The following is a 25,456-nucleotide window of genomic DNA, read 5'->3' as shown; positions in this document are numbered from 1 at the left end:
TTAAGATGAATCTCGCAGCTTTTGAAGCCTTCGTAAAAGTCATGGAAACTGGTTCGATTTCTCTGGCCGCAGATCAGCTTTTTATTACCCAGCCTGCCGTCACCAAACGTATTCACAGTCTGGAAGAATATTTTGGGGTCAAACTGTTTGAATCCGCCGGACGTGGTGTACAAGCCACCCATGCCGCGCATTCGCTATTGCCTAAAGTGAAAAACTGGCTGAATGAACTCGGTGATATTCATTATACCTTGAGCCATGAACAGGGTCAGGTACAGGGAAAATTAAAAATCGGCACCAGCCATCATATTGGCCTGCATCATCTTCCAAGTCATTTGCGCCGCTATGTACAAGAATATCCGGATGTAAGGCTGGATGTACATTTTGTCGATTCCGAGCAGGCGCACGAACAAGTCATTGCCGGCGATCTGGAACTGGCATTTTTAACCTTGCCGCCACGGGGCGATGCACGTCTGAATTATGTCACCATCTGGAATGATCCTCTGGTCTTTGTAGTTGCACCCTTTCATCCACTGGCCCAGCAAAAAAATCTGTGCCTGGAAGATTTGCTGAATTACCCGAGCCTGCTACCGTCTTCACAAACCTATACCTCACAGATTACTTTGGCCGAGTTTGAAAAACAGGGCATTAAACCAAAAGTCAGCATGAGCAATAATCCGCTGGAATCAATCCGCATGCTGGTATCCATTGGTCTCGGCTGGTCTGTGCTGCCAAAAACTCTGGTCAATCACGATCTGCATCAGCTGGATATCAATCTGGAAATGAACCGCCGGCTAGGCATGGTCTGGCATCCGGGTCGTACTCAGTCCAAAGCGGCGCAAGCTCTGGTTCAACTTATGCAAAGTAGTTCCCTGCCTCTTTAATTCATTTCTAAAAATGCTGCATTCAAAACAGTGCAGCATTTTGTTACCTAAATACACCCATCTGGGGATTTCTTTCGCGTATTTTTAAGATAAATCTATTCTTTTGCGATGCAGAGGAATACTTAAAATTATTCGATGGAGCCTGACGGATGCAGCTCGATTCTCCCCTAAAACCCCTCTCTCAAGATAAAACAAATGCCAGCAGCCTATGGCTTTCGGCCAAACCGATGCTGTTGCCTACACCTGCGCTTGATTTTGCCGACGAACAGACAGCGCGACACAGCCTACGTGATTACTTCCTGAATACCTTTGATACCTATGAGCAGTTATTTGAATGCCTCAAGCATGAAGATGCTTTTTTTATCAAGCCAATTAATTTGCGTCATCCGCTGATTTTTTATTTTGGTCATACCGCGACTTTTTTTGTCAATAAACTGCTGCTGAGCAAACTCATTACTGAACGTCTGAATCCGCATTTTGAAAGTATTTTTGCGATCGGGGTTGATGAAATGAGTTGGGATGATCTGGATGAAGTGCATTATGACTGGCCGACTGTGCAGGCAGTCCGGGATTATCGACATCAGGTACGCGCGCTGATTCTGAACATTGTTGAGCATGCCCCGCTGAATCTGCCCTTAAACTGGCACAATCCGTGGTGGACGCTGATTATGGGCATCGAACATGAACGGATTCATCTGGAAACGTCATCGGTGCTGATTCGTCAGCATGCTTTAGAACATGTACACCAGCATCCGCAGTGGCGTGCCAATATCATTACCGGCATTGCCCCGGAAAATAGTTTGATTGCTGTGCCTGAAGGCCAGGTACATCTACAGAAAGATTTTAACCATCCTTTTTATGGCTGGGACAATGAATACGGCCAGCATGAAGCCGAAGTTGCAGCCTTTGAAGCTGCAAAATATCTGGTGTCGAATCAGGAGTTTCTGGCCTTTGTCGAAGCAGATGGCTACCAGACCGGACACTACTGGAGTGAAGAAGGCTTAGGCTGGCTACAATTTTCACAAGCGACTCATCCGTGTTTTTGGCGCAAGACTGAACTCGGCTGGTCATTGCGCCTGATGCTGGAAGAAGTCCCCATGCCCTGGGATTGGCCGGTAGACGTAAATTATCATGAAGCCAAAGCCTTTTGTCAGTGGAAATCGCAACAGCTTGAAAAAACCATTCGTTTACCGACTGAGGATGAATGGTATCGCCTGTATGCGGTTTCAGACCTGGATCCAGATTTACCCAGTCCTGAACAGGCCAATATCGAATTGAAATATGGCACCAGTTCCTGCCCGGTCGATCATTTTCGGCAGGGCGATTTCTATGATATTCAGGGCAATGTCTGGCAATGGACTGAAACGCCAATCTATCCGTTTCAGGGCTTTCAGGTGCATCCTCTTTATGATGATTTTAGTACCCCGACCTTTGACGGGCGCCATAATATTATTAAAGGTGGCTCCTGGATTTCAGCAGGCAATGAAGCCCTGCACAGCGCACGTTATGCTTTTAGACGGCATTTCTTTCAACACGCTGGCTTCCGCTATGTCGCCTCTGATCAAGCCTTGCAACAGTTTCCTTCACAGTATGAAAGCGACCAGTTGGTGTCTCAATATCTGGAGTTTCAGTACGGCGCCGAATACTTTGGCATCGCCAATTTTGCCAAAACATTGGTGCAGCTGGCGCAGCCGTATTTCCGAGAAACTGCATGTAAAAGTGCTCTGGATATTGGCTGTGCTACTGGCCGCGCCAGCTTTGAACTGGCACACTATTTTGATCAGGTCACCGGTCTGGATTTTTCTGCACGCTTTATTCAGCAAGCCGTCTTTCTGGCCCAAGGTCACCGAATCCGTTATCAGCTCCCCACAGAAGGTGAATTAAGCGAAGAGAAAATCTGCTCGCTTGAGGATTTCGCTTTGGATCAGCTTGCCTCTAAAGTGGAATTTTTTCAGGCCGATGCCTGTAATCTGAAAGCACATTTTAGTGGCTATGATTTTATTCTGGCAGCAAATCTGATCGACCGGCTGCATCATCCCAAAGACTTTTTGATGCAGATCCATCAACGGATAAATATGGGTGGAATTCTACTGCTCAGTTCGCCTTATACCTGGCTGGAAGAACATACTGCACGTGATGAATGGCTGGGCGGCTTCAAGCAGGCAGACAGAGAGGTCACTACACTGGAGGGAATCTCGGAAATATTAAAGGCTCATTTTGAGCTGGTGACCCAGCCCCAGGATGTGCCTTTTGTTATTCGTGAAACCGCCAGAAAATATCAACATAGCTTGTCACAAGTCAGCATCTGGCGACGCACTCACTAAAGCCTTCAAGCTAAAAAAGCCAATCATTCGATTGGCTTTTATTTCATCCTTCACTGGTTGAGTTTTCATGCAGGGATTCATTGAGTTGATCCACCACAATGGCCCATGAACCATCAGATGCAATTTTTTCGGTTAAAAACTGACGTTGTGCTTCTGACCAGTACGGTGCATCGAGCAAAGTCAGATCTTTATGCAGTTGATGTTCGTGAATAAACTTTTCAATGCCTTCCTGAGTGGCATCCAAGCCAAGCTGCTGAAACAGATGTGTCATACGCGGTCGAACGTGAGTCATAGCATTACACCTCAAACTTTTCCATTATTTTCATGTCCTGTTTTTTGAGCATAACATGTCCGAGGCAAGCGGACTGTGAAAAAACATTAACACTTATATTGAATTCGGGCAGATAAAAAAGCACAACCGAAGTTGTGCTGGATCAATCAGATGGATAAAATGCAATCAGTTAAATCGACCAGTCCTGTATATTCCAGCCCTGCGCTTTGGCTAAAACTTCAAGGCGGTCATCCGGATTCACTGCAATGGCATGATCGGCATATTCCAGCAAGAAACGGTCATTAATCGAATCTGAATAGGCCCAAGACTCGGTCACATCGCGACCTTGCAGCCACTGTTCCAGACGCACCAGCTTGCCTTGTTGATAACACGCGGTATTGATCACTTTTCCGGTATATTTGCCATCGAGTACTTCAGCATTGGTGGCAATAATTTCAGTAATGCCGAATTCACGAAAAATTGGTGCAGTAATAAAATCCGAAGTCGCGGTAATCCCGACCAGAGCATGACCGGCGTCTTTATGCCGTTGAATGGCCTTAAAACCTTCTGGACGCATTTGCGGGCGAATCACCTTTTGCATAAACAGCTGGTGCAACTCGGTTAAATAAGCATGCTCATGTTGAGTCAGAAACTGGAACACAAATTCATTATAGGCATAGGGGTCTAACTGACCTTTTTTATAGTCGTCATAGAACTTGTCATTCATGGCACGATGCTGCACCGGATCGACCAGGCCCTCGCTGACCAGAAACTCTCCCCAAGAATGATCCGAATCCGTGTTTAACAAGGTGTGATCGAGATCAAATAGCGCCAATTTCATGAAAATACTCGTAAAAACTGAAATTTAAGAAAAAAATTGTAAATCTATCTCCGCTAGTCGATAGAAATTCGTTAAGATCATAGCAATTTTAACATTTTTAAACTTTGCTTTTTTCGAGTTGGATAAAGAAATAACGCTCCCCGATGGCAAAGGTATAAATTAAACAATTTTTAGGTAGCCAAATGATCGACTCTGAGGGTTTCCGACCAAATGTCGGGATCATTTTGGCAAACGATGCTGGACAAGTTTTATGGGCAAAACGCATTGGTCATAATGCATGGCAATTTCCACAAGGAGGTATCCAATATGGAGAAACCCCTGAGCAGGCACTCTATCGTGAGCTGAGAGAAGAAGTTGGCTTATTGCCCGAACACGTCCAGATCATCGCGCAAACCAAAGGCTGGTTGCGCTATCGTTTGCCGCATCGATACATACGACCGGACTCCGATCCGGTGTGCATCGGTCAAAAACAAAAGTGGTTTTTACTCAAACTCACGGCCCCCGTTCAGCATATTCAGTTGAATCTGTCTGATCCGCCGGAATTTGATCAATGGCAATGGGTCAGTTACTGGTATCCATTAGGTCAAGTCGTGAATTTCAAACGTGATGTTTATCGCAAAGCCCTGGTGGAGTTGTGTCAGCAGCTACCCCAGCAAAAACCTTAAAAAATCGCATAAATCATGCAGATTTTTTGGTCGGCTATTGTTATAAATAAACGTATCACTGAAATTCTGAATAGACGGAGCAGACCTTATGTCGAATATGCAACTGGACACGTTGAGACGTATTGTTCAAGAGATCAATGCATCTGCCAGTTTGCATGAATCCCTCGATATCATGGTCAAGCATGTCGCGGACGCCATGCATGTCGATGTCTGCTCTATTTACCTTCTGGATGAACGTAACCAGCGTTATCTGCTGATGGCTTCCAAGGGCCTGAAGGCTGAGTCTGTAGGTCACGTATCGTTACAGACTGGCGAAGGTTTGGTGGGTCTGGTCGGCCAGCGTGAAGAAATTGTCAATCTGGACAATGCACCCAAACATGAACGCTTCCTGTTCCTGCCTGAAACCGGTGAAGAGCTGTATAACTCTTTTCTGGGCGTCCCGGTGATGTACCGCCGTAAGGTAATGGGTGTGCTGGTGGTTCAGAATAAAGAATCTCAGGATTTCTCTGAAGCCGCCGAATCATTTCTGGTCACACTGTGCGCGCAGCTCTCTGGCGTGATTGCCCATGCCCATGCGGTGGGCAATATTGATGTCTTCCGCAAGCCAAATAACCTGCCTGCCTATAAAACCTTTCAGGGTGTGTCCGGTTCAGGCGGGATTGCTCTGGGTCGTGCCGTGATTCTCTACCCGCCAGCAGATCTGGCCGCCGTTCCCGATCGTGAAGCCGATGACATCAGCGAAGAACTACAATTATTAGACAGCGCCCTCAACTCCGTCCGTGAAGAAATCCAGTCGCTCGATGACAAGATGCAGGATGCGCTGATGGCCGAAGAACGCGCCCTCTTTAGCGTATTCTTGCGGATGCTGGATGAAAATGCCCTGCCGGCAGAAATCAAGGCGCTCATTCGCGAAGGCCATTGGGCACAGGGTGCAGTGCGCATCGTGATTGATAGTCATGTGGCACAGTTTGCCCAGATGCAGGATGATTATTTACGTGAACGGGTGGCAGACTTAAAAGACTTGGGCCGCCGTATTCTGGCGCGTTTACAGGAAGCTGATGCCAGTCATCGTGAGCTGACCGATGAGAGTATTCTGATAGGGGAAGAGATTTCCACTGCAGCTCTGGTTGAACTGCCAGTGGATAAAATTGCTGCGATTGTCACCACTGAAGGTGCCATGAACTCGCATATGGTAATTGTGGCACGTGCCCTCGGCATTCCGACTGTGGTCGGTGTGACTGAACTGCCAATTAATACCCTGGATGATGTAGAAATGATCGTTGATGCGCATCAAGGCCGGGTCTTCATCAATCCGCCACGGCGTTTGCGCAGTCGCTATAAAGAAATTCAAAAAGAAGAAGAACAGATCGCCAAAGATCTGCGTCAGTACGAAACCAAAGATGCGATTACCCCAGATGGGGTAGCGGTAAAACTATACGTCAACACCGGCCTGATGATCGATGTGGTCCGTGGCGTGCAACGTGGTGCCAAAGGCGTTGGTTTATACCGTTCTGAAATTCCATTTATGCTACGCGACCGCTTCCCGGGCGAAGAAGAACAGCGCGCGATTTATCGCCAGCAACTCACTCACTTTGCCAATAAACCGGTAGTGATGCGTACCCTGGACATTGGGGCAGACAAAGACCTACCGTATTTCTCGATTGAAGAAGAAAATTCGGCACTGGGCTGGCGTGGCATTCGTTTTACCCTGGACCATCCAGAAATTTTTTCTTCACAAATTCGCGCCATGCTTAAAGCCAGTATCGGACTGAATAACCTGCATATTCTGTTGCCGATGGTGACCAGTGTCAGTGAGGTTGAAGAAGCCCTCTATTTACTGGAACGTGATCATGCGGCGATTCAGGAAGAAGAACAGGTCAAAGTGAACAAGCCAAAACTCGGCATCATGGTGGAAGTGCCGAGTGTGCTGCATCAGATTGATGAGTTTTCCGAACTGGTCGATTTCTTCTCGGTTGGCTCTAACGATTTGACTCAATATCTTTTGGCAGTCGATCGCAATAATCCGCGGGTTGCCAATGTCTATTCACATTTACATCCTGCCGTACTGCGTGCCCTGACCCGTCTGGTGCAGGACTGTCATCGTAATGAAAAACCGGTCAGTATCTGCGGTGAAATGGCAGGTGATCCGCTGTCTGCGGTTTTGCTCATGGCCATGGGCTTTAATACCCTGTCAATGAGTTCGAGTAATATCCTGAAGGTACGTAAAACCATTTGTCACGTGCCGATGAGTGATGCACAGGAATTGCTACAGCATGTGTTAAAAATGGACAATCCACTGATGGTAAAAAGCTGGCTGGAATATTATTTCAGAACCCATGGTTTGGGTGATATGGTGAAATCAGCCACGCGTATGGTGAGTGCCTAATCCGGGACTTTTCCAGTCCCTCGACGAGTGTAGAGGTGGTTATGGAATTTCTGGTTATCCTGTTCATGCTCATTGCGGTGTTCTATATTGTTATTATTGCACCTGCCTTGCGGGCCCGGAAAAATGCGGATTATTCCGGTTCATCTTATACACGTCCTGCCAGCGGCTATGCCGATCGGCCTAAAATGTCCCCTCTATTGGGCATCGAAATTTCAGCATCCCAGCGACGGCGTTTAGGCCGAAATGATCCCTCTGTGATAGCGGCCAAACTCTATCGTCAGCAAAAAGATCAATTTGCCAGTTTTCAGCATGCCAGAACTGAACCTCACCCTGCACATTATGGACAGCCAAATCAGGGAAGACTGAATAAATTATTTAATGATTTTATACGAGATGAGCCAACAAATTCATCGCGGCGCTCCACTCAAAATACACAAAATCGTAGCAACCGCCCCGTTGCCCCGCTCTCTCCACTTGGAACCAACTCCAAACAGCCAACGCGTCATCCTCAACCACCTTACAGATCTTAAGCTGCCATTAAAAAAGGGCGATCTTCCATGGAATATCGCCCTTGTCTGTGCTTGTTGTAGCCACGTTTTGCATTTTTCTTTCGGTCTACAAAAACCTGACTTTTGTTGACTTCATGCATGTATTTTGCCACAAAATTATGGATCACCACATGCTCGACTGTTTTCTTCTTGGCCATGTTGTACTTTCGCCTTTTAACTAGATTTTAGTGAGTTTCCACGCGAGTGGGAAAATAATGATACGCCATTTTGGACAATTTTCAAGCATATTTGCCAATGCTTTTTTTAAAAATAAAGACCATTTAAGCAGGATATTCTGTATTACAAAAATGAGCGCTATGGCCGGAAAACATGCTGATTACATTCAGCATTTCATGATGTTTTTCACACAGACAAAACCTGATCAAAAAAAGCATTTAAAATAAATCAGTTATAAGATTTATTTTAAACAGCACGATTCATCTATTAGTTTGATCCTTTGATAAAAACAGATGAGGGACTTGAAGATTGTTATTTTCGTTTAATCCGATTCATTATTTGAGTTATCTAAAATATAGAGAATTTGATATTGTCAAAGAGTAGAAAACCGGCTATTTTTAAAAAGTAACCATTTAATTTTCAATATTTTAGACTTTATTAACTTCAAAAATATTTTTTGAGTAACATCACTCAATTATATCCTGTGAATTCCACTTTGTGCGCTAACAGCATTTATATCAAGATATTGAAAATAGAGTAAAACCTGATGCCCTTCGCAGATAACTCAATATTTTATAAATACTGGATAAACGCTACAAGATATTCAAAACTTGGAGAGGAAAAATGAGCCAAGATTTTAAAAAATGCCCTGTTACCCACCTGACCACTGAAGCGGGTGCGCCTGTGGTCGACAACCAGAACAGTATGACGGCAGGTGCGCGTGGACCTTTACTCGCTCAGGATTTATGGCTGAATGAAAAACTGGCCAACTTTGTCCGTGAAGTGATTCCAGAGCGTCGTATGCACGCCAAAGGTTCAGGTGCTTTTGGAACCTTTACCGTGACCAACGATATTACCCAATATACCCGCGCGAAAATCTTCTCGGAAGTGGGCAAGAAAACAGACATGTTTGCGCGTTTCTCGACCGTCGCAGGTGAACGTGGTGCGGCCGATGCAGAACGTGATATCCGTGGTTTTGCCCTAAAATTCTATACTGAAGAAGGCAACTGGGATCTGGTCGGCAATAACACCCCGGTATTTTTCCTGCGGGATGCGCGCAAGTTTCCAGATCTGAACAAAGCCGTTAAGCGCGACCCGAAAACCAACAAGCGCAGTGCCACCAATAACTGGGATTTCTGGACATTATTGCCTGAAGCCTTGCATCAGGTTACGATTGTCATGTCGGATCGTGGTATTCCAGACGGTTATCGTCACATGCATGGTTTTGGCAGCCATACCTTTAGCTTTATCAATGCCAATAATGAACGCTTCTGGGTGAAATTCCATATGCGCACCCAGCAAGGCATCCAGAACCTCACCGATGCTGAAGCTGAAGCATTAATCGCTAAAGACCGTGAAAGCAGCCAGACTGACCTGTTTGATGCCATCGAACGTGGTGATTATCCAAAATGGAAAATGTATGTCCAGGTGATGCCGGAACTGGAAGCTGAAACCGTTCCTTATCATCCATTTGACCTGACCAAAGTCTGGCCGAAAGGTGATTATCCACTGATTGAAGTCGGTGAGTTCGAACTGAACCGCAATCCGGAAAACTATTTCCAGGATGTGGAACAGGCGGCTTTTGCACCCAGCAATCTGGTACCGGGCATCAGCTACTCGCCGGACCGGATGTTACAAGCACGTTTATTTAACTATGCCGATGCCGCGCGTTACCGTGTCGGCGTGAATCACTCACAGGTTCCGGTCAATGCTGCACGCTGTCCGGTCAATTCTAACCGTCGTGATGGTCAGGGTCGTATGGATGGCAACTACGGTTCCTTGCCACATTATGAGCCGAACAGTTTCAGCCAATGGCAGGAGCAACCGGAATTCAGAGAGCCACCACTAAAAATCACCGGTGCTGCCGATTTCTGGGATTTCCGTGAAGATGATAACGATTATTTCAGCCAGCCACGTGCCCTGTTCAACCTGATGAATGATGAACAAAAGCAGGCCTTGTTTAATAACACGGCTGGCGCGATGGGTGATGCACTAGATTTCATTAAATACCGTCACATCCGCAATTGTTATAGTTGCGATCCGGCCTATGGCGAAGGCGTAGCACAAGCACTCGGCATGACAGTGGCAGATGCACAGGCTGCTCGTGAAACCGATCCAGCCAAAGGCTTAGCCAGCTTGCTTTAAGCTGCCTTAGCGATATATAAAAAACCACCCTCGGGTGGTTTTTTAGTGTGATATCAAGCAGTATACAAATAATACGTCACTAGAAAAAATATAACGATGAGCAAAGATATTGAAGACATCATTCAACAACACGACATCATTTTATTTGATGCTGTTTGTGTGATCTGTAATGGCTGGGCACGATTTTTGATTCAATACGATAACAAGATACAGTTTAAACTGGTCTCTGCCCAATCCCCTTTAGGTGTTGCCCTGCTCGAGCATTACCAGATGTCCACTGCACATTACAGCACGATGCTCGTCATCCAAGCTGGCACACTTTATACCGAATCCACTGCCCTGTTAAAAGTCATGCAGCATCTCGGTTTTCCGTTGAATTTAATGAGTACAGGCTATTTAGTGCCGCGTTTTATCCGCGACTTTCTGTATCGTGGCGTTGCTTTAAAGCGCTACCAACTATTTGGTAAAACTGATTATTGCCTGATTCCATCTAGCGAAAATAAACACCATTTTCTGGAAAATGCTATTCGTGAATTCTGAGCCTGTTTTCACCCAAACACTTCGCAACATTCAGCTAAGCTTGGCAATGCGCTGATTCTATCAAGGACTGATTCCAAAAATACTGTTTCAGTCCCCTGCTGAAATCACAATCTGGCAAAACCTGGGCTTTGAGCGGGTACTGGCCAAAGTCTTGGTTGGATTTTCTGGCATAGGTGAAATGCTGTTTGGCTGATGCTTTCTGTGCTTGCCATTCAACTCATCAAGCAAGAACAGCGTGAAGCCATTAGACAATAATCCGTTTGCCTTCATGTACGCAGTAAAACGGATTAATCAGCTTGGAAGAATGTTTGATAATTTCATGCAATTCATGCTCTGGTGCATCCCGATCTTCATCAGTGAGCTGGAAAGTACGGTAATGAATCGCCAGTGAGCATTTGGCCTGCAAGTCCTGATGTGCATGAAATGCATCTTCCGGATTCATATGAATCGCACGCATCAGTGCACGCGGCTCATAGGCACCGATGGGCAGCAAGGCAATTCGGGGCGCACCCAGACGCTTGCGAACCTCTTTAAAATGCGAGGCATAACCACTATCTCCGGCAAAGAAACAATGTTCCTGACCATGCAATAAGGAAAAGCCACCCCACAAAGCACAATTCTGATCACGCATACCGCGCCCCGAGGCATGCTGTGCCGGCGTATAGACAATGCGGATTTCTTCAAAAAATGCATTTTCCCACCAGTCCATCTCATGCACCGTATAGTGCTTTGGCAAATACCAGGCATTGCCCAGTCCGGTATAAATTGGCATTTCAAATGTGCTATGCAACCATTCTAGCGTGGCCAGATCCATATGATCATAGTGGTTATGGCTGAGCAGCACAGCATCAATATGTGGCAGTTCATCTAGCGCAATACCGGCAGGAATGACCCGCTGCGGACCAGTGGATGCAGAAGGACTGGCATATTCAGCCCAGACCGGATCGGTCAGGAAATTATAAGGCCCGATTTGAATGAGCACAGTGGCGTGACCAATAAACCAGATTTGCCAGTCATCTAAAGGCGCATCGGGACGCTGCTGTGGCAATGCACGCGGTCGCGCAAAAAACTCGGCACGTTCTGCGTCGAGATTGATATTCCAGGTTTTGGATTTTCGGGTAATGAGCCATTTATATAAGTCAAAACGACTGTGCGCCCGAGCAGGATGCTCGAGATTACGAAACTGTTGTCCATTGAAATGATCTGAATGCAGATACTCAAATACCGGCTTAGACCAGAGATGTTTCCAGCTGGACTCCGTGGTTAACTGAAATTTTTTAGTTTTGAGAAGATCTTGCATAAACATCCACTATTTATTATTCGCTATATGCAAGACAGCAACCGCTTGAAATGGTCAGGCGACGCATCTTTTAATGAGCATACAAACTAAAAACAGGCGCACTTGAGTATAGTATGAAATCCATCACAGACAATCATGTATGTTTTTGTTATTTTAGCAAAAAAATAGCGCTCTGATAGCCTGCTGGCTGGCCGGACTATGGGTACTGTCGAGAAAAACATGATGCATACAGTTTTTTAAAAAATACAAAATCATACCAAGCCCTACTCTGCTGATTCCAGCCAAAATTTTATCCTCATAATGTGCTGATTTGATCGTGCATGCCTGAGTTATGCAACGATTGAGAGTGCATACGATGACATATACTATTTTTAACATTTGGCCAATCTGCTAAATAGACTTGCTTAAACTCTTGTGAACGGATGTAGCCATAGACTTCATTCCTCTAAAAGATTTAAAGCATAAAAAAGGGCTTTCGCCCTTTTGATTTGCTACAGATTTAGTGCTTGGAAAAGTATTGCTCACGCCACTCTTTCCAAAAGTACATAATGATGCCGAACATCACCACGGCAATTCCTGCAAAGGCATGACTGCTGATGATTTCATGATTCAGAGTCGCACCAAGTACCAGTGCGATGACTGGCGTCATGACATTACTCAAAGATACTGTTGAAGCATTTAAACGCCGAATCAGCCAGAAATAACACAGCATCGCCACAATCGAGGACATGATCATGGTAAATACAAACCCGATCAGCGCCTGTGTGCCAGGCAACTGGGTCGGCATATGCTGCCAGATAAATGGAATCAAGAGCAGTGAACCGGCTGCTGATAGCAGCAATGAACCTGTCGCTTGTGACATTGGGCTTAAAGGTGCGTTGATCTGTTTGACCCAGAAGATTGAACTGATATAGGACACCATACTGATCAGCATCAGCACCACACCCCAAGGATTCACCTTGCTGTCTGCCGAATCTAAAAATACAAAACTCAGTCCTGCAATGGCAACAGCCATACCCGACCATTGCAGCCACACTAACTGATGAGTTTTTAAGATCACATGCCCGATCAGACCGGCAATCAGCGGCGAAAAACCAAAAATCAGGGCCATCAGACCTGAGGTCAGATAATTGGCTGCCAGATAAATAAACAGCTGTGCACCGATTAAATTCAGACTGCCGGCCAGATAGCTTTTCATTGAGGTGCTGTCAAAAGGCAAGGGATCACGCATGATTTTTAGCAGGAATAGCGCAATAATCGATGCGCCAAAATAGCGAATGATCAGTACCCACATCGGGTGAATCTCGGCCACGCTCCAGACAATCGCCAAAGGCGTTGCGGCCCAAATCAGCACCAGTAAAGCATAAATACTTGCCGTCACCAGCATGGGAGATGAATTTGAATTCATAAAAGACTCAATTAAAGTTAATCAGAAAGAGTTGAACTAACTTCTCGTTCAAATCCACAATCGACAATACTGATTGCGGCATGGATGCCGCCGCTAAACTGGGATATATGGACATATCCTCAGTTTAGAAAAAGATTTTTGTCACTTTTGATCTCTCAAAAGTGAGGCATTACCTACGCAAAGTAATACAAACCAAAACTGAAACTTGAGGTAGTGATCATATAGAGAGTATTCGATAAACATAAAAAAACAGACCTATGCAAAACATAGGTCTGTTCCAAGATATCTCAATACAACTTAAGCAATTTTGCGTAAGTCTTGTGCCAGATCCAAATGTTTTTCAGCTTCAAAAGCCGTATTCTTGCTGATCATTTTTTTCAGATGACGCATTTCTTTGGCCGCATTGACGGTAATACCGGCAACGATTTGACCATCGGTCACACCATACATCACAAATGAATTGTCTGCGCCTTTGGCTGCATCCATGTCACCACGAACCAGCCATTGGGTCGCTGCCATATCACCGACAAACTGGAAGTTGATATTGAGCTGATCGGTCCAGAACCAGGCCGGATTGGCTTTTGGATGTTCGACACCCATGACATGACGCGCAAAAATGCCTGCCTGAAGATTGGCATTTTCCCAAGTCTCGACACGGCGGAATTCGCCGTCTTCACGAAGTTGTGTCGCGACATCGCCTGCTGCATAAATATCGGCATTTGAAGTCTGGCAGTTTTCATTGACCTTGATCGCAAGATCAGCATCTAAACCGGCTGCAATGGCAAGCTGTGCGTTTGGCACAATTCCGATTCCATAAACCACAGCATCAGCACGTAACTCTTCGCCATCAGCTAAAGTCACCACAATTTCTTCACCATCTAAACGGCAAGCTGCAACTTGAGTATTTAAGCGAACATCTACGCCTGCCAGACGGTGTTGTTCAAGCAGAAATTCACTTAAAATATGCGGTGAACAACGCCCCATTACCATTGGTCCCTGCTCAAGCACAGTCACCTGACAGTCTTTGTAACGCGCAGAGGATGCCAGTTCAAGACCGATCACACCGCCACCGATCAGCAGGATACGTTGACCTGCTTGCAATACAGGAACCAATGCCTGTGAGTCTTCAAGGTTACGCAAGGTATAAACATGTTTGCCTAACGCATCGAAGTTTGGCAGACGGCGCGCGGCACCGCCTGTTGCGAGAAGCAATTTGTCATAAGCAACAACATCACCATTTTGAAGTTCAACCGTTTTCGCGGTCGCGTTGATTTGAGTCACGCCATTGCCACGAATGGTGGTCACGCCAAGATCAGCCAGTTTTTCTGCTGACAGAATTTCAATCTTGGTGTCCTCAGGTTTTAGAATCACATCTTTCGACAGTGGCGGACGCTCATAAGGAAGATGCGTTTCATCACCAATCAGAATGATTTTACCTGCGTACTTGTTGCCACGAAGTTCTAAAATCGCGCTTGCACCTGCCTGGCCAGCCCCTACAATTACGATGGTTTCGATGTTGCTCATGTCAATTAACCTTTTAACTCTGCAGATACGATGCCGAAGCCCGCAATCCATTCACTGATATCTTCATAGCAGTGTGTTGTCATGTCGTATTCGCCCATTTCGCTTAAGGCTGCAAATGCGGCCATCCAGGAACGGACTTCCTGACCACCACGACCGCCGTCACGACGAATTTCATCTTCTGTCATGGCTTCTAAGGTCGCAAAATCAGCGTTCTTGAAGGTTTCAAGCAGTGCACGATCCCATTCAGCATTTAAAGGAACTGCAACCGAAGTATCGCCTGCTGCCAGTTTCTGACCGACTGCAATGACTTTGCCCTGACGTGCTTCACGTGCTTCAGGCGTTGGATTACGACCTGCAATCAGGAATTCTTCTACTTGTGGTGGAACCGAACCCATTTGCGGTGTGGGTGGATCATGCGACAGACCACCTGTACCTAAAACAAGGACACGCTCATTTTCAAGGTTTAAAGATTTAATAAACTGACCTACAGCACGGCCCAAAGCAATGGTACGCTTGGGGGTTGGCATCGGTGCTGCAGCGCCATTAATAAAAATTGGAATCGTTGGATAACGATCGAGTTTGCCGTCACACAGGAAGTGCAATGGCTGAGTCACCCCATGATCCGCCTGCATACGGTAAGAATATGCAACGTCGACACCTTCATCGAGTACACGTCGAACCAAACCTAATGCTTTGTCTTCAGGTACATCAATGTGATCATTGTCTTTACCATAATCCCAGTCACCCGCAGCTTTGGCACGAATACCGACACAGAAACTTGGCATCAGGTCATAGAAGAAACCATTAAAATGGTCAGGACCAAAGGTGATAATCAGGGTTGGGTCGTAAGCTTTTACTTCAGCAGAGAGTTTTTCAAAAGCATCACGAACGGCTTGTTCTTTACGCTTTTCCTGTGGTGAAGCAAATTCCATTAAAGGACTGTGCGATGCACAAATAAGTTTAACGGCCATGAGAGACTCCAAAAAGGAAGACTTAAATCCTCCCCATCCTTCCTTTAAAAGGAGGGAGATTCTTTCCCCCTCTTTTATAAAGAGGGGTAAGGGGAGATTTTTAAAAGCAGATTTTTATTCGTCAAAGAAACCGGCACGGGGCTGACGTAAGCCACGAATTCCCAGACCGCATTCTGCATTGATCAGAACGCCAGTCAAAGGACGGTTATTTTGACGAGATGCCAAGAGTACGTATGAACCTGTCATATCTTCCGGTTCAGGCAAGAAATTCAATGGCATACCACGTGCAATTTTCTCAGGATCACGTGCATCGAGCAGGCCAACATTTTCCTGACCGAGCGACGCTGCGCCTTTGATATTCACATTCATACCTGACGGTGCAACCGCATTCACTCGTACTTTAGGCGCAAGCTCATAGGCCAATTCTTTCATAATACCCACCCCTGCATGCTTAGATGCAGTATATACAGGGCCTCCGCCAGCGGAGTACAGTGCCGAATTAGACAAAGTAAATATGATAGAACCTTCAGAAGCGATCAATGCATCCAGTGCAGCCTTCGCGCCGAGAATGAGCGACTTGGTATTAATCCCCATAATCTCGTCAAAGGCTTTTTCCAGCTGCTCACCAGAGGTATTGACGATATCGGCATAATGATCCCAGATCCCGGCATTGCCGACGAAACAGTCGAGTTTGCCGAAACGCTCTACAGTGGCATTCACTGCACGAACGTTGTCTGCATAGCTGGCTACATCGCCTTCAATCGCAAGAACTTTACCGCCAAAGTGTTCGTTTAATGCCTCCACTTTTGCTTTTGAACGTTGAAGAACGGCAACTTGTGCACCTTCTTCCAGGAAACGTTCCACTAGCGCCCAGCCTAAGCCTGAACCACCACCGGTAATAAGTGCAACTTCGCCTTGTAGCCAACCCATGATTACTCTCCTGCCATCTCTACATATAATGCGCCGTCTTCAACCACTACCGGGAATGTTTGAATTGGATCAGTTGCTGGCAAGCAAAGTGCCTCACCTGTTTTCAAACAGAAACGTGCAGCATGAAGTGGACATTCCACTGTACCGTCGTCTTCCAGATAACCTTCAGACATAGACGCATTGCCGTGTGAACAGCGGTCGTTCATTGCGAAGAACTCACCACCGTTATTGAATACTGCCAATGCATCAATACCATTCACGCCGCAATCTACTTTTAGCGCTTCGCCTTCGTCTAATTCGTCAACTTGGCAAACAAAAATCTTATTCATTAGAAGAATACACTCAGGTTATGTGAGCTATAGGTCGCTTGATCCAGCATGATCTTACGGTTGAAGATCTGGAAGCCGAGGCCGTCTTCAACTTTACGGATCTTGTCATGGCGTTTACCGCAGTAAATGACAATGTCTTTCTCTTTTTGCGTACGATATAGCAAATAGGTTACATATACGTCGTATTCGCCTTCAACTTCAGCTGGCTCTACGATCACGTTGCTCACCATGTGAGTGGTACGTGATGGCGGCTCTTCAGCCCAAGCCATACCGGTTTCAAGACGTGCGACACGACGCTCTAAAAGGTCTTTGGTATCGTTGAATACCCAAGTCGTCGGTGGCTCAACTGAACGGCGACGGTCACGGGTTTGCGCGTTTGGTGTGGTACGTAGCGTATAAGAAATATCTTCAGCCAAGGTATCCAACCAATCGCGGAATTTCCAGTCGTCCAGCAATTTTGCTTCGCGATACAGGAACTGACTGATTTGATGATGAAGTTCTAAACTCACTTGACTCATTTCATAAGCTCCTTCTCGTATGCGTCAGCTGCTGCTTCAACGTCTTCCCATTTTTCATGGATCAATAAATCTGCCCAGCGGCGGTACATGCCACGTGCTGCAGTTTCAGAGAAAATATAGTTGGTGATCCCCGGAATACCGTCTTCACGGATTTTCTCGTTGCCTTTACCCATTTCCATAATGAGTTTGTTTTGACGGGCTTTATAACCACGTAAAACTTTTTGGATTTCGATCCAGTTTTCAGAGTCATCTTGCTCTAGGAAACCAGCAGGACCGAAAGCACGCGTTGCAGAACGTTCAAATGCTTCTTTGACTTCTTGCGATGCTTCAGCATCCGCAATACAGAATGCCCATACTTCAGTTTTGTTTGGACCACGTGGGTGCCATACACGAAGCGTTGCCGTACCGTTCAACCAAGACAAGGTCGGGAACATGGTGTTATGACCTGCAAGACGCAGGGCACGGACTTCACCTAAACGCTCTTTTACTTCTTCATAAGTTTCGCGGAAGTAGTTGGCTACTTCACCGTCGACCCATACGTTTGCATCTGGTTTTTCTGTAAAGAAGAAGCCTGAACCGTGACCACGTGAACCGTACTGAAGTGCATCTTTAGCCGTTTCCCAGACTGGACGAGCCGTTTGTGCAGCACCAAGTTTTTTCGATGCTTCATCATCTGGTTTTGCGCCAAGGACTTGGATCGCAGATGCATGAGAGAACAAGGCATGATATTGGTCAGATGCAAACTGTTCCGCTGCAAATTTCCAGTTACACTCGATTTCCCATTTGTGTACACCACCGATAATTTCTGTACCACCTGGACGACGGTCAAGTACACCATCTAGATACCAGGCGATATCGCCCATGTATTCTTCAAGATCAGGTGTGGTTTCATCCCAACAAGCGAATACCAGACCTTTGTAAGACTTGACACGATTCACTTCGACCAAGCCCCATTGCTCTTTACATGCACCTTGTGGGTAAGCACGTTCTTCAAGCGGAATGTCTTTTAAAGAACCGTCAATGCCATAAGACCAGCCGTGGTATGGGCAAGTGAATGCACGGGTATTACCACAGTCTGCGAAACTCACACGCATAGAGCGGTGACGGCACTGGTTTAAGAATGCTTTGATTGAGCCATCTTTTTGACGTGCCACGATGATCGGATCTTCACCCATATAGGTATTGAAGAAGTCACCCGCCTTTGGAATCTGGCTTTCATGACAAAGGAACAACCAAGTACGGCCAAAAACGCGTTCAAGTTCTAATTCGTAAATATCTGGATCTGTATAGATAGATGGAGTGATACGCCCATTTTGTGCATCGACTAAAGCGTCGATTTCACGCACATCAATTTTTCCACTCATGAAAAGCTCTCCTGTGACCCATCAAGGCACAAAGTAAATAGACTCAATTCGAATGGATAATGGATTTTGGATTGATTTTGGGGAAATATTTTTTTTGTTTCAATTAATAGCTTTAAGCAATTATTCCACGTGCTTGTTCTGATATTAAAACATTAATAAATATCTCAAGAGTATTTACTTTCTAAATATCAAAATAACCTTCACGACATAGTTGTTTATAGATTATACTTCTATGAAATTATAGTAAGACATTTTTTGGATTACTCTTCGGGCTGATGACATGGAATTACGACACCTTCGCTACTTTATCACCGTTGCTGAAGAACTGAACTTTAGTAAGGCAGCACTTAAACTTTATACGGCTCAACCCTCACTTAGCCAGCAAATCAAAGACCTGGAAGAAGATGTCGGCGTCAAGCTACTCAACCGAACCAAACGTAAAGTGGAGCTGACCGAAGAAGGTGCCGTATTTCTGGAACAGGCGCGCCTGACCCTGGCACAAGCAGACAAGGCCGTTGCCATGGCACGTCAGGTGTCACAAGCCAAGCAGCAAATGCTACGGATTGGTTTTGTTCCGGTGGCCGAGATGAAAATCTTCCCGTATATCTTGCCAAATCTGCGTGTGCAAAATCCGGATTTAAAAATTGAATTGCTCAGCCTGAACAATAATGAACAAATGCGTCTGTTGAAAAAAGGTGATCTGGATCTGACTTTTACCCGTCATAACTTCAATAGTGATGAAATTGAAAGCCAGTTTGTAATTCGTGAGCCTTTGATTTTTATATTACCTAAAGATCACCCTCTGGCAAAATACGAGAGAATTCCAGTTAAAGCATTGAATGGTATTGATTTTATTATTCCATCAGCAGAGCAGTCACATACTTTGCATCATGCCATTCTGGACTTTGCCAAAGCCAATAACGTTGAGCTCAACATCGTACAGAAAGCGGATAATATCCTGTTCAATATCAACTCGATTGGTATCGGCTTGGGCTGCACCATATTACCGGGCTATATTGTACCGCTGACCATGGACAATACCGTAATTCGCCCTCTGGACGTGGAACTGCCATATCTGGATCTGTATGTCAGTTACCACAAAAACAACAAATCCTATGCGGTAACCAAATTTCTTGAGCTATTAACCCGGGTGTTTTATCTAGATATTAACCGCGAAGAACAGGACTAATCCCGCTCCATCTCCGATCAAGCATATGCCATTCAACTTTTGAGTGGCATGTGCTTTTTTGTTTTATCATTTTTTGCTAAAAAATTTATTTTAAATTCTATTTTTTGATAAAGGATCAATCTGTAGCTCCTTAATTGGTCGCCTGATCTGGGCTAATATTGCCTGTTTTTCACCCTAACCCCCCTTCATTTACAACTTAAGTCTAATAAAAGTTAAGTCAGTTTTTTCTCGGCTTAAATTTAATAACTTGCTAAAAATAATTAGATTTTTACATCAACCTGTACAAATGAGAATCATATGCACTTAAGTACATTCTGTTCAATATTTTGCCCACAAAAAAAGGATGACCGAAGTCATCCCTTTTTAAAACACGGTAAAATTATTTTACGCCGTGAACAGCAAGATAGTTTTTGATCACAGTATTGAATTCGTCTGCTTTCTCAACTTGAGACCAGTGCCCACATTGGCTGAAGATATGCGCATCAGCATTTGGAACCACATTCAGGATGTCCCAAGTACGTGATACTGGAATGACCACATCTTGCGTACCATGAATCAGTAACACTGGCACAGTAATATCTTTCATTTTTTCGAAATCAAGCGGGAATTCGAAACGGTCACGGTCACGTGCGCCAACTACATCCATCAAACGATTTGATGCATAGTCATTTGCAGCAGAAGCAAAGCGAACTTTAACCAGTTCATCCGTGATCAAGTCTTTATTTACCACAAACATTGACAAGGTTTTCTTGATGCCTTCTTCAGTCAACACCGGGTTTGCATGCGCTTTGAGTGCAGCAGTTTGTTTCGCACCGCCTGTCCCCATAGACACGATACCCAAAACGCGCTCTGGATAATCCAGTGCCAACTGGAATGCCAACCAGCCACCTAAAGAGTTACCCACTAACCAGGTTTTTTCGATACCCAAAGCATCTAGCGTACGGATCGCATGGTCTACCCAGGCACGAATACCATATTCAGTGTTTGGCGCAACCACAGTTTGGCCATAACCAATGGTATCAATCGCGATACAACGTGCTTGCTCACCAATTTGTGGCAGGTTTAACCACCAGTTTGCCGCAGCAGATACACCTGTGCCTGAACCGTGTAAAAATAGAATAGGCGTACCTTCACCAATTTCGTGGTAATGGGTCAACTCACCTTCAGCAGTTTCAATCCATTTGTCTTCCAAGCCAAAGAACGGATCTGTTTGATAGTCAGGGATTTGAACAGTGCTCATATTACTTCCTCTTACAGTCTTTCGCTTGCGTGTCCCTCTCTTTTCAAGAATTCGACGTCAAGTTGACTCATTAAAATGACTTTTTTACATCCTTATCTTAACCGCTCAAGACGGGTCAACTGATACAAAATTACGATTGCACACTACAAAATAAATATAATTTAAGTTTATGTTTCATATGGTTATTTTAATATCAAAATCCTTATTTATTTTCAGGATTTAGTTTATGTGCAGATAGAAAAACAGCGCTACACCGGATAGCGCTCTTGATCAAGGCAGCAGAATTAGAACTTATAGGTATAAGTGGTTGCTACACGGTATTCCTGAAGGTCTGGTTTTGCTGGATTTGCAAAATTCACATCAATATACATGCCCTGTACGCCTAAACCTTTTAATTTACCTTCTGGCACAGTGTAATTGACGATTGCATTCACTTCATCCGTATTGAAGTTCTGACCTTGATATGCTCCGGTACCTTGCTGATCATAGCCTTTGAAATAAATCGCTGTTGCATTTAGTCCCTTCAAGCCGACTTCAGAAAAGTCATAACCATAAGACACATGCCATGACTTTTCTTCCGGCGCTGTGAAAGTTGCGACTCCCCAGTTTGCCAAATAAGGCTGTGGCACCCAGCCTCCCAATGTCGGGAATGCACTGTCACCAAACATTTGCTGATAACCCACACCGACCGTATGCGTACCATGATTGATTTTTGCAGCTACCGATAATGCCTGGTTGTCGATCTCACCATATAATTTATCGCCAGATTCGGAGTTATTGAAATAACGCACATGACTATCTAATTTGGTTTTTTCACCTAACCCGATTTTGTAATTCACACCCAGATAATGCTGCTGGTAAATGTCTTGAACATCGGCATACCAATAACTTGCACCCAACTCTTTTGTCAGCTGGTGATCTATACCGGCAATCCACATCCCATCCGCTTCTGCACCATTATCAAATTGTGGTGGATTAAATTTGGTTAAATCACGGAACTGGTTGTCATAACGGTTGTTAATCCCGTCAATATAAGCCAGTGTAAGCTTAGTATCTTTAAGCTCTTTCGACTCTAACCATGCACCGCTATAAGTTGTTAACAACTGACGCGATGGATCAAACACTAAAACTGGCGACACTGGGCGTAATTCACCAACTTTTAATTCGGTTTCTGAAACCTTGGCTTTTAAGGTTGCACCGACTTTACCGAAATGGTCTTTTGATTGCTTGCCATCATGCGGTAAAACCCAGTCCGGATTCTTATCACGACCTTTGAGTTTAACTGCATGTTGAACTAGCACATCAGCACCGACCTTTATCCCACCGCCAATATCGTGATAACCCGACTTGGCATCCAGAGTCACCCCTTGTGACCAAGAACCCCAGTTACGTGATGAAGCATCATCTTGATACTGGCGATCTAAATAGAAATTTTTAAATTTTAATTGCACATTACTGTCGTCAATAAAATCTGCATTCGCTGCAGTTGTTCCTAAAGTTGCTATCGCAGCAAACATTGCTATCCATAAGTTTTGACGACGCATCATGAGTTCCCCATTTAACAGATAAAATCTATGTCGCCATCATGCGCAAGTCGATTTAAATAAAAAATCCGACCACAGTATTAAGATTTTCTGCTTTCATCGGCCGATATTTCAGACCTCTCCTCAAGCAACCAATCGCTTAGATTTTAAAACGATTAATTAAAATAAAAAATTGACCAGATATTTAATTCAAACTTTTGTTTCTTCTATTAATAAGAGTAAATTTTTTAAAATCTTTCAGCAGCCATTTTTTATTTATCGTTTTTATGTTTAAGGAAAATATAAAGCCAAAATAATCGCCCTACAATATTATCACTAAAACATCTCACCCCAGAGTTTTAATATATTAATCAGTCTCATTTAAAATAAAAAAGCACCCAATTTGGATGCTTTTTTATCAAACTTATTTTAATACTGAGCGATTAAAAGTTAAGCTTGTAACTCACGCGCTTTAGACATGGTTAATGCTAAATCTTCAATCATGTCTTCCTGACCACCGACCGTACCACGACGACCAAGCTCCATCAGGATTTCACGTGCAGAAACGCCATATTTTGCTTCAGCGCGTTTAGCAAACAGCAGGAATGAAGAATACACACCCGCATAACCCAAAGTTGCTGCATCACGATCGGCACGGATCGGGTTGTGCATCATTGGAATGACCAGATCTTCAGCAACGTCTTGTACTTTGAACAAGTCAACGCCAGTGTCCATGCCCATACGGTTTGCAACCGCAATGAACAACTCAAGTGGTGTATTACCCGCACCCGCACCCAAACCTGCAGATGCCAAGTCAACACGTACTGCACCGGCTTGTACCGCAGCAACCGTATTCGATACACCCATACCCAAGTTATGGTGACCGTGGAAACCGAGCTCAATGCTTGGGTCCAAGTGTTGACGTAAATGACCAACACGATCGATGACATCTTGAGGAAGCATATAGCCTGCTGAGTCAGTGACATAGATACAGTTTGCACCGTAAGACACCATCTTGTTTGCTTCTTCAAGCAGTTTTTCAGGAGTCGCCATGTGAGCAAGCATTAGGAAGCCCACTGTGTCCATGTCTAACTTACGCGCAGCAGTGATGTGCTGTTCTGAGCAATCCGCTTCTGTACAGTGCGTTGCAACACGAATAGTAGAAACACCAATTTCATGCGCCATTTTTAAATGGTCAACCGTACCGATACCAGGTAGAAGTAATGCAGAAATTTTTGCATTCTTCATACGTGGTACAACAGCTGTTAAATATTCTTCGTCAGTCGCAGCAGCAAAACCGTAGTTGACGGATGAACCGCCAAGGCCGTCACCGTGCGTGACTTCAATTAAAGGTACGCCTGCATCATCAAGTGCTGTTGAAATCGCAATCATTTGCTCAACAGTGGTTTGATGGCGCTGTGGGTGCATACCATCACGCAAAGTCATATCATGAACAATAATCTTAGACATGTGGTTGCTCCTTAAGCGTCTTTATTGAATACGTGTTCTGCAAACATCTCTGCAGTACGTGCTGCAGCAGCAGTCATGATGTCAAGGTTACCCGCATATTTCGGCAGGAAATCACCAAGCCCTTCAACTTCTAAGTAAATTGACACGCGGTTGCCATCAAAAACTGGACCATTGACAAGCTTGTAACCCGGTACATATTTTTGAACTTCTTTAATCATTGCGTGTACAGATTCAGTGATCGCTGCTTGATCCGGTTCACCTTCTACCAGACAGTGAACCGTGTCACGCATCATCAGTGGTGGCTCAGCCGGGTTGATGATGATAATCGCTTTACCCTGTTTCGCGCCGCCCACTTTCTCAATGGCACCGGCAGTGGTACGGGTAAATTCATCAATGTTTTTACGTGTACCTGGACCTACTGATTTAGTCGATACCGTTGCGATGATCTCACCATATTCAACCGGCTGAACGCGAGAAACTGCAGCTACCATCGGAATCGTTGCCTGACCACCACAGGTGACCATGTTTACGTTTGGCACTTCGCCACCCGCAAGCAATGCTTCCAGGTTGACCGGTGGTACGCAGAATGGACCGATCGCAGCAGGCGTCAAGTCAATCATCAGTACACCAAGTTCATTGAGCTTGCGGCTGTTTTCAGCATGTACATAAGCAGACGTTGCATCGAATGCAATTTTAATATCATCTGCAATCACGTGAGGCAGAAGACCATCCACACCTTCAGCGGTGGTTTTTAAACCCATTTTTGCAGCACGTGCCAGACCTTCAGAGGTCGGGTCAATCCCCACCATCCACACTGGCTCTAACCATTCGCTGCGTTGTAACTTGTAAAGCAAATCAGTACCGATATTACCTGGACCGATCATTGCACATTTAATCTTTTTCATGAATGTA

Annotated in this window: 23 protein-coding genes and 1 pseudogene; 9 read left to right on the top strand and 15 right to left on the bottom strand. The window is 45.0% G+C overall.

Features of this window, described 5'->3' with window-relative positions; translation table 11 throughout:
- Positions 1-5 precede the first annotated feature (5 nt).
- Positions 6-881: a LysR family transcriptional regulator gene (locus GVV58_RS06485; RefSeq protein ID WP_005095462.1), complete on the top strand. Its 876-nt coding sequence runs from the start codon at positions 6-8 to the stop codon at positions 879-881.
- Positions 882-1,030: 149 nt separating this feature from the next.
- Complete coding sequence (ovoA, locus tag GVV58_RS06480; protein WP_100355811.1) at positions 1,031-3,205, top strand: 5-histidylcysteine sulfoxide synthase; 2,175 nt, start codon at positions 1,031-1,033, stop codon at positions 3,203-3,205.
- A 43-nt stretch (positions 3,206-3,248) separates the two neighbouring features.
- On the opposite strand, the gene GVV58_RS06475 is transcribed toward ovoA, so the two are convergent.
- Positions 3,249-3,497, bottom strand: coding sequence for a DUF2789 family protein (locus tag GVV58_RS06475; protein ID WP_005095458.1), 249 nt, complete (start codon positions 3,495-3,497; stop codon positions 3,249-3,251).
- 169 nt (positions 3,498-3,666) lie between these two features.
- Entirely contained in the window at positions 3,667-4,317 is a 651-nt protein-coding gene (locus GVV58_RS06470; RefSeq protein WP_005095456.1) for an HAD family hydrolase, read from the bottom strand.
- A gap of 182 nt (positions 4,318-4,499) precedes the next feature.
- Between GVV58_RS06470 and GVV58_RS06465 the strand changes: the two genes are divergently transcribed.
- The 3 genes from GVV58_RS06465 to GVV58_RS06455 all read left to right on the top strand — a co-directional run bounded on the left by GVV58_RS06465 (position 4,500) and on the right by GVV58_RS06455 (position 7,898).
- Entirely contained in the window at positions 4,500-4,982 is a 483-nt protein-coding gene (locus tag GVV58_RS06465; protein WP_005095455.1) for an RNA pyrophosphohydrolase, read from the top strand.
- An 88-nt stretch (positions 4,983-5,070) separates the two neighbouring features.
- On the top strand, positions 5,071-7,368 hold the full coding sequence (ptsP, locus tag GVV58_RS06460) for a phosphoenolpyruvate--protein phosphotransferase (RefSeq protein ID WP_005172856.1): 2,298 nt from the start codon (positions 5,071-5,073) through the stop codon (positions 7,366-7,368).
- Positions 7,369-7,409: 41 nt separating this feature from the next.
- Entirely contained in the window at positions 7,410-7,898 is a 489-nt protein-coding gene (locus GVV58_RS06455) for a hypothetical protein (protein ID WP_159516203.1), read from the top strand.
- On the opposite strand, the gene GVV58_RS06450 is transcribed toward GVV58_RS06455, so the two are convergent.
- Positions 7,895-8,074, bottom strand: a complete 180-nt coding sequence (locus GVV58_RS06450) for a hypothetical protein (RefSeq protein WP_159516202.1) — start codon at positions 8,072-8,074, stop codon at positions 7,895-7,897. The two genes, GVV58_RS06455 and GVV58_RS06450, sit on opposite strands and share 4 nt — an antisense overlap.
- A 643-nt stretch (positions 8,075-8,717) precedes the next feature.
- Here GVV58_RS06450 and GVV58_RS06445 point away from each other — a divergent pair.
- The 3 genes and pseudogenes from GVV58_RS06445 to GVV58_RS15765 all read left to right on the top strand — a co-directional run.
- Positions 8,718-10,238, top strand: a complete 1,521-nt coding sequence (locus GVV58_RS06445) for a catalase (protein ID WP_005095448.1) — start codon at positions 8,718-8,720, stop codon at positions 10,236-10,238.
- A gap of 96 nt (positions 10,239-10,334) precedes the next feature.
- On the top strand, positions 10,335-10,778 hold the full coding sequence (locus GVV58_RS06440; RefSeq protein WP_005172862.1) for a DCC1-like thiol-disulfide oxidoreductase family protein: 444 nt from the start codon (positions 10,335-10,337) through the stop codon (positions 10,776-10,778).
- Positions 10,759-10,968 (top strand): annotated as a pseudogene (locus GVV58_RS15765) (DoxX-like family protein); the annotation flags it as partial. The gene GVV58_RS06440 and the pseudogene GVV58_RS15765, both read left to right, overlap by 20 nt.
- Before the next feature lie 54 nt (positions 10,969-11,022).
- Here the strand turns inward: GVV58_RS15765 and GVV58_RS06430 are convergent.
- From GVV58_RS06430 to hcaE, 8 genes are all read right to left on the bottom strand, one after another.
- The gene (locus GVV58_RS06430) at positions 11,023-12,078 is read right to left on the bottom strand and encodes an MBL fold metallo-hydrolase (protein ID WP_005095443.1); all 1,056 of its coding nucleotides are present in this window, start codon (positions 12,076-12,078) and stop codon (positions 11,023-11,025) included.
- Positions 12,079-12,577: 499 nt separating this feature from the next.
- Complete coding sequence (locus GVV58_RS06425; RefSeq protein ID WP_074383974.1) at positions 12,578-13,486, bottom strand: EamA family transporter; 909 nt, start codon at positions 13,484-13,486, stop codon at positions 12,578-12,580.
- Between the two features lie 297 nt (positions 13,487-13,783).
- Positions 13,784-15,010, bottom strand: coding sequence for a 3-phenylpropionate/cinnamic acid dioxygenase ferredoxin--NAD(+) reductase subunit (hcaD, locus tag GVV58_RS06420; RefSeq protein WP_159516201.1), 1,227 nt, complete (start codon positions 15,008-15,010; stop codon positions 13,784-13,786).
- Between the two features lie 5 nt (positions 15,011-15,015).
- Complete coding sequence (locus GVV58_RS06415) at positions 15,016-15,981, bottom strand: 3-carboxyethylcatechol 2,3-dioxygenase (RefSeq protein ID WP_074383973.1); 966 nt, start codon at positions 15,979-15,981, stop codon at positions 15,016-15,018.
- 114 nt (positions 15,982-16,095) lie between these two features.
- Positions 16,096-16,911 (bottom strand): 3-phenylpropionate-dihydrodiol/cinnamic acid-dihydrodiol dehydrogenase, encoded by an 816-nt coding sequence (gene hcaB, locus GVV58_RS06410; protein ID WP_005095434.1) that lies wholly within the window; start codon positions 16,909-16,911, stop codon positions 16,096-16,098.
- A 2-nt stretch (positions 16,912-16,913) separates the two neighbouring features.
- Positions 16,914-17,240, bottom strand: coding sequence for a 3-phenylpropionate/cinnamic acid dioxygenase ferredoxin subunit (gene hcaC / locus GVV58_RS06405; RefSeq protein WP_005095433.1), 327 nt, complete (start codon positions 17,238-17,240; stop codon positions 16,914-16,916).
- On the bottom strand, positions 17,240-17,758 hold the full coding sequence (gene hcaF, locus GVV58_RS06400; protein WP_159516200.1) for a 3-phenylpropionate/cinnamic acid dioxygenase subunit beta: 519 nt from the start codon (positions 17,756-17,758) through the stop codon (positions 17,240-17,242). The genes hcaC and hcaF overlap by 1 nt, the downstream gene beginning before the upstream one ends.
- Positions 17,755-19,122: a 3-phenylpropionate/cinnamic acid dioxygenase subunit alpha gene (gene hcaE, locus GVV58_RS06395; protein WP_005095430.1), complete on the bottom strand. Its 1,368-nt coding sequence runs from the start codon at positions 19,120-19,122 to the stop codon at positions 17,755-17,757. The genes hcaF and hcaE overlap by 4 nt, the downstream gene beginning before the upstream one ends.
- 280 nt (positions 19,123-19,402) lie before the next feature.
- Here hcaE and hcaR point away from each other — a divergent pair, with 280 nt between their 5' ends.
- Positions 19,403-20,311, top strand: a complete 909-nt coding sequence (gene hcaR, locus GVV58_RS06390; RefSeq protein ID WP_074383970.1) for a DNA-binding transcriptional regulator HcaR — start codon at positions 19,403-19,405, stop codon at positions 20,309-20,311.
- A 379-nt stretch (positions 20,312-20,690) separates the two neighbouring features.
- On the opposite strand, the gene GVV58_RS06385 is transcribed toward hcaR, so the two are convergent.
- From GVV58_RS06385 to GVV58_RS06370, 4 genes are all read right to left on the bottom strand, one after another.
- Complete coding sequence (locus GVV58_RS06385) at positions 20,691-21,551, bottom strand: alpha/beta hydrolase (protein WP_005095425.1); 861 nt, start codon at positions 21,549-21,551, stop codon at positions 20,691-20,693.
- A gap of 284 nt (positions 21,552-21,835) precedes the next feature.
- Positions 21,836-23,095, bottom strand: coding sequence for an OprD family outer membrane porin (locus tag GVV58_RS06380; protein WP_159516267.1), 1,260 nt, complete (start codon positions 23,093-23,095; stop codon positions 21,836-21,838).
- A 429-nt stretch (positions 23,096-23,524) separates the two neighbouring features.
- Complete coding sequence (gene dmpG, locus GVV58_RS06375) at positions 23,525-24,544, bottom strand: 4-hydroxy-2-oxovalerate aldolase (protein WP_004278525.1); 1,020 nt, start codon at positions 24,542-24,544, stop codon at positions 23,525-23,527.
- 11 nt (positions 24,545-24,555) lie between these two features.
- Complete coding sequence (locus GVV58_RS06370) at positions 24,556-25,449, bottom strand: acetaldehyde dehydrogenase (acetylating) (RefSeq protein ID WP_004278526.1); 894 nt, start codon at positions 25,447-25,449, stop codon at positions 24,556-24,558.
- Between the last annotated feature and the right edge of the window lie 7 nt (positions 25,450-25,456).

Origin of the sequence: Acinetobacter sp. 18QD2AZ41W, from assembly GCF_009829025.1 — a bacterium.
Classification (GTDB): domain Bacteria; phylum Pseudomonadota; class Gammaproteobacteria; order Pseudomonadales; family Moraxellaceae; genus Acinetobacter; species Acinetobacter pseudolwoffii.
The sequence above is the reverse complement of the archived record's forward strand: the minus strand, read 5'-3'. Positions and strand labels throughout refer to the sequence as shown.